Here is a 1,827-nt window from a genome sequence, read left to right as displayed (position 1 = left end):
TATACGCACCCTCTTGACAAAAGCTGCCTGATCGAGTATTCTATGCACAGAACGTATATTCGAGTACAACAACTGAACAAACTGCCTCGCTCTACTTCCGACTTACATATCCGAGGCTGTGCAAGACCTCGCGGTACGATATTCTGTACCGCTGATTGTTTTGCCAGCAGGGATGTGTAGGTTTTTTATTTTCTCTGGTATGGCAAGGACAGCGTGGACGGCTATCACACTCTGTCCTGACTCCAACGCAGAGAGAAAAAATCATCACAACTAAATAAGGAGAGCAAGTACAGTATGAAAGAGTCTATCTACAAGACCTATGACGAGCTGCCGCTGTTCCTGAATGCGGGGACAGTAGCAAAGGTGCTGGGCGTCTCACCGTCCAGCGGGTACGAGCTGATGCACGAGCAGGGCTTCCCGGCACTGCGCATCGGCAGCCGTATCATGATCCCCAAGGAGGCGTTCATCTGTTGGGTGGAAGAACACACAGGAGGTACGGCGTGAAGAAATACGATCTCTATTCCAAGCGCGACCCGGCCAAGAATTTTTCTCCTCTGCCCAATGAGGTGTTCTATCTGGACCTGTCCTATGGCGCCATCGCGATCTACGGTTACCTGATGCACATCGAGGACAGGAAGACCTTCCAGTCCTATGCCAGCTACAACACCATCGGCAGGGCGGTGAAGATGAGCGCCAACACCGTGCGAAAGTATGTGCTGGAGCTGGAGGACAAGCACCTCATCCGCACGGAGTCCACCACCGTCGTCACGAGGGACGGGCGCAAGCGCAACGGTACACTGCGCTACCACATCCGCCCCATCCGTGAAGCGGTGGATCACTACCACGAGCGGCAGCTCAGTCAGCTGGAGCTGGACACAGAACGACAGAAAGCACAGGCCCGATTGTCGCGGCTCTGCGCGACACAGGAGCCACTTCCGACCACAGAGCGGCCCACGACACCCCCAACAGCAGAGCGCGGTGTGTCGGGGCTGTGCGGCCCGATGTACGGAACGGGTGACCTCAGCGATTTTCAAAACGGTCAGGTGAACCGGGGGGTCGAAAAAAGTGCAGGATAAAAGCGTGGCGCCTTGTGCCGCCACGCCGGGTCACACCGGCCCGCAATGCGGGCCGGGAGAGGGGAAACGCCGAAGCTTGGAACCGTTTGCGGTACATTTTAAGAAAAACTGTGCAAATCGCAGAATGGCATCAAATTCCCCGGCGTGGCATTGGATATGGCATTGATAAGGGCGCAAACTCTACTGCCGCAAGGAAAATTCAGGCATTACAGGTGGCGAAAGCCCCGAAAAACACAGTTTTGGAGGATAACATCATGGCAGAAGAAAAAGTGAGATTTCAGATGAGAATTGATCCGGATACCGACCGGAAGATCAAAGCGGCGATGCCGCTAGCACACTGTCGCAGTCAAAATGAGTTCGTGGAAACTGCGCTGCGGTTCTACTGCGACTACCTAAACGCCAGCGATTGCACAGCCGTAGCGCCCATGTACCTCTCCGCTATTCGCGGTACGGTGCAGGATTCGGAGAACCGCGTCTGCCGACTGCTCTTTAAGCTGGCGGTGGAACAGGACATGGTGATGAATGTGCTGGCGGCGGGGATGGAGATTCCCGATGAGCAGCTCAAGGCGCTCAGGGGTCGGTGCATCCAGGACGTGAAAAAGACCAGCGGCAGTATCTCTCTCGACGACGCCGTCCGCTATCAAAAGGGTGGCCTGTGATCATCCATCCCCCTCTCAGAAGCTGTACCAATAGAGGGAAAAGTAGTATAATGAGGGAATGATACAGAAAAATGAGCGACGCAGCTATGCGA

At 54.8% G+C, this 1,827-nt stretch carries 3 protein-coding genes; all 3 read left to right on the top strand.

Features of this window, described 5'->3' with window-relative positions:
- The first annotated feature begins 294 nt into the window (after positions 1-294).
- The 3 genes from JX325_RS16095 (at position 295) to JX325_RS16085 (ending at position 1,735) form a co-directional block, all read left to right on the top strand.
- Positions 295-504, top strand: coding sequence for a helix-turn-helix domain-containing protein (locus tag JX325_RS16095; protein WP_204792056.1), 210 nt, complete (start codon positions 295-297; stop codon positions 502-504).
- Positions 471-1,076, top strand: coding sequence for a helix-turn-helix domain-containing protein (locus tag JX325_RS16090; RefSeq protein WP_243414142.1), 606 nt, complete (start codon positions 471-473; stop codon positions 1,074-1,076). Before JX325_RS16095 ends, JX325_RS16090 begins: the two co-directional genes overlap by 34 nt.
- A gap of 281 nt (positions 1,077-1,357) precedes the next feature.
- Positions 1,358-1,735 carry a hypothetical protein gene (locus JX325_RS16085; RefSeq protein WP_374220654.1) on the top strand — a complete coding sequence of 126 codons (378 nt, stop codon included), beginning with the start codon at positions 1,358-1,360 and terminating at the stop codon, positions 1,733-1,735.
- Positions 1,736-1,827: the final 92 nt, after the last annotated feature.

The organism is Oscillibacter sp. CU971 (genome assembly GCF_905219725.1).
GTDB lineage: Bacteria > Bacillota > Clostridia > Oscillospirales > Oscillospiraceae > Oscillibacter.
Note: the sequence above shows the minus strand (reverse complement) of the source record. Positions and strands in the feature narration are given on the sequence as shown.